Origin of the sequence: Rhodoferax sp. UBA5149 (genome assembly GCF_002413825.1) — a bacterium.
In the GTDB taxonomy this organism is placed as follows: domain Bacteria; phylum Pseudomonadota; class Gammaproteobacteria; order Burkholderiales; family Burkholderiaceae_C; genus Rhodoferax.
Map to the genome: position 1 here is coordinate 29,391 of NZ_DHXT01000088.1, position 3,186 is coordinate 32,576.

At 65.4% G+C, this 3,186-nt stretch carries 3 protein-coding genes; 1 reads left to right on the plus strand and 2 read right to left on the minus strand.

Going from position 1 to position 3,186, the window contains the following annotated elements; all coding sequences use genetic code 11:
* Positions 1-33: 33 nt before the first annotated feature.
* Positions 34-114, plus strand: coding sequence for a glycine zipper domain-containing protein (locus tag B3V69_RS07540; protein WP_296445337.1), 81 nt, complete (start codon positions 34-36; stop codon positions 112-114).
* A gap of 92 nt (positions 115-206) precedes the next feature.
* Here B3V69_RS07540 and B3V69_RS07545 read toward each other — a convergent pair whose 3' ends face one another.
* Together B3V69_RS07545 and B3V69_RS07550 are read right to left on the minus strand one after the other, a co-directional pair.
* On the minus strand, positions 207-1,862 hold the full coding sequence (locus B3V69_RS07545; protein WP_296445260.1) for an acetolactate synthase large subunit: 1,656 nt from the start codon (positions 1,860-1,862) through the stop codon (positions 207-209).
* 43 nt (positions 1,863-1,905) lie between these two features.
* The coding region (locus tag B3V69_RS07550) for an FAD-binding protein (RefSeq protein ID WP_296445262.1) at positions 1,906-3,186 on the minus strand (1,281 nt) is incomplete at its 5' end.

A 3,186-nucleotide genomic window follows, 5' to 3' on the forward strand; every position in this document is an offset into this window, starting at 1 on the left:
TTCAATCGGGGCGTTGGTGCCACCACCAACTACGTGAAGGAGCGTCCGCTACAGGCGGTGGGTATCGCTGCAGCCATTGGAATATTGCTCGGCATGCTCATCTCACGTCGATAATTCTTTTGACGACGCTTGAAACGACTCCGTGCTGGACGAATGACCGGTCTGACAGAAACCCGGCAGTGTGGTGGCGACCGGCGCTGCAGCTTTCAGGGCGCGATAGCGCGCTTGATGGCCCGCGCAATCGGCTGCGGCAGATTGGCCAGCGATTGCAGCAGGTGCGGCAACACGCGCAGTTTCAACCCGGTCAAGCTGGGGGGCACGATCGCCTCGATGAGGTGGGGGCCTGGGGTGCGCAGTGCGTGCTCGAAGGCCGCCAGAAATTCCCCGGTGGTCGTGGCGCGTCTGGATGGCACACCCATGCCTTCACCAAGGTGCACGAAATCGATCGGAGGCGTGCGCAGGTCGAGCTGGGCTTTGGCCTTGTCGCTGGCACCCACCGCCCCCACGCGCTGCAACTCGACATTGAGGATGGCATAGGAGCGGTTGTTGAAGATGATGTTGATGACGTCGAGCTTCTCGCGTGCCTGGGTCCACAAAGCCTGGATGGTGTACATGACTGAGCCGTCACCGGCCAGCGCAATCACCTTGCGCTTGGGACAAGCGATGGCCGCGCCCACGGCATTGGGCAGGCCCTGGCCAATGGCGCCGCCGGTGAGCGTGAGCACATCGTGGCGCGGTGCGCCCGCGGTGTACATCGCCAGCATGATGCCGGAGGTCTGGGCTTCGTCCACGAGGATGGCGTTCTCCGGCATCAGCTGCCCAATGGCCTTGCAGACCTTGTCGGCGGTGAATTTGCCGCGCGGCAGACCTGGGCGCTTGGGTGCCTGCAGCACGGGGGTGGCTTGCTCGGCCCCCACCGCTTTGGACAGCTTGTCCAGACAACCGGACACGTCCTGGGTATAGGACGCCAGGGTGTGCAATTGGCAGCCGTCGGGCACCAAGTAGCTCTTTTTTCCGGGGTAGGCGAAGAACGAAACGGGCGCCTTGGCATCGACCAGAATGAGGTGGTCCAGCCCGGTCAACTGCACCGAGGCCAGTTCGGCCAGATAGGCAACGCGCTCGACCGGTGGCAAACCGGCCCCGCGCTCCAGGCGCGTCGGGAAAACTTCGGCAAACAGCTTGGCACCGGTTTGGGCGGCGATGCGTGCCAGCGCCATCAACATAGGTGCGCGCAGGGCGCGGCCGCCGAGCAGGAGGGCCTTCTTGCCATCGCCCTGCAGTGCCTTGGCAATGGCTGCCACGGTGGCGTCGTCCGCCGCCGCCGGTGGGATGAGGATGGGCGGCGCGGCGGGCACGCCACCTTCGCCCCACGACACGTCGGCCGGCAGGATCAGGGTCGCGACCTGCCCCGGCGGGCCCATGCAAGCGCCAATGGCCTCAGCCGCGTCCTTGCACAGGTCCTGCGTGCTTTTGGAGGTACGCACCCAGGGCGACACGTTGCGGGCCACGGTTTCGATGTCGGACTGCAGTTGGGCGTCGTACTTCACGTGGTGGGTGGCGTGGTCGCCCACGATGTTCAGAATCGGCACCCGGCCCTTGCGTGCGTTGTGCAGGTTGGCCAGGCCGTTGCCCAGGCCGCAGCCCAGGTGCAACAGGGTAGCGGCGGGCTTGTCGGCCATGCGGCCATAGCCGTCGGCCGCACCGGTGGCCACGCCTTCGAACAAGGCCAGCACCGCGCGCATTTCGGGCACGGTGTCGAGCGCGGCCACGAAGTGCATCTCGGACGTGCCGGGGTTGGTGAAGCAGGTGGTGATGCCGGCATCGACCAGGGTTCGGATCAGGGCATGGGCGCCATTGGACATGGGGGGTCTCCTCGGAATTGTTATAGGGAAATGCAGACAGGTCTCAGAGGCCGCGACCGGCAATGATGGAGCGTGCCGCAGCACGCGCCGTGAGAATGCAGCCGGGGAGAAAGGTGCCTTCCAGCGAACGCTTGCCGCTGGCACCGCCGCCGCCAAAGCCCGCTGCCTCGCCCACGCAGTACAAGCCCGGCATCGCTTGGCCTGTGGTATTGAGCACGCGGCTTTGCAGATCGGTCTGCAGGCCGCCCAGGCTCTTGCGGGTGATGAGTTGCATCTGGATGGCGATGAAGGGTCCAGCCCCTGGCTTTTGCAGCGGCGCCGGTTTGCAGGTGCGTAAGCGGTCCGGCCCCCAGTGGCGCGCGTGTTCGATGCGGCGAATCTGGTCGTCGTTGACCACGGAGTCGCCGCGCGAGAAGTTGGCATCGAAGGCGTCGGCGGTGCGCTGCAAAACGTCTGCGTGCACATCGTTCGTGCCGGACAGTGCGTTCATCTTGGCGCACAGTCCGGCCAGCGTGTCGTCCACCAGAAAGTGTTTGCTCTCGGCCGCCATTTGCTTGACCAGACGGTGGTTGCCCAGCAGGGTTTCCTTGAGGAACAGGGGAAACTGCAAATCGCGGATACGCTGGTTGTGCTCGGAGCCAGAGATGGCGAACTCCTTGACCGCGATGCGCCAGTTCATCAGCTGCCAGGTGTAGGGCTTCTCTTGCGCCGCCACGCGCTGGCACAAGTCGTGGGTGTCAAAGCCGGTGACCAGCGGCTGCGGGCCGATGCGCTCACCCCGGTGGTTGAGCCACAAGGCCGATTTGCAGGGTATGGCCGACAAACCATGGCCCTCGAAATGCGGCTGCGGGTGGGGAAAGCCGGCGGCGTAGTTCCACATCTCGCCCGCATGGGTGATGTTGCCGCCCAACCCGGCCACCAGGTGGTGCAACTTGCCATCGGCAAACGGGTGGGCGCCGTTGAGCATCGTGGCTGGCATGGGGCGGCTTTGGACCCAATTGGCGCGCGTCTCTTCGTGGCTGCCGTTGATGCCGCCCATGGCCAGCACCACCGCCTGCGCGCTGAAATACACCTCCTGGCGCGTGGCGTCGTTGATACCGGTGGCGCCGGTGACCGTGCCGTTTTGCGCGTCCAGCGCGGTAATGCGGTGGCGACTCAGCAGCGTCAAACGCTGGCCCGTGGCGGCCTGCTGCAGCGTCGCTATCATGCGCAGCGTGAGGTGGCGCGAGGTGCCCCATACCACGTGGTAACGCGGCAGCGTGTTGCCGTCGCCCTGCATGCCGCGCTCCACCCAATTGACGGCGGGCATGAACTTGAGGCCGTG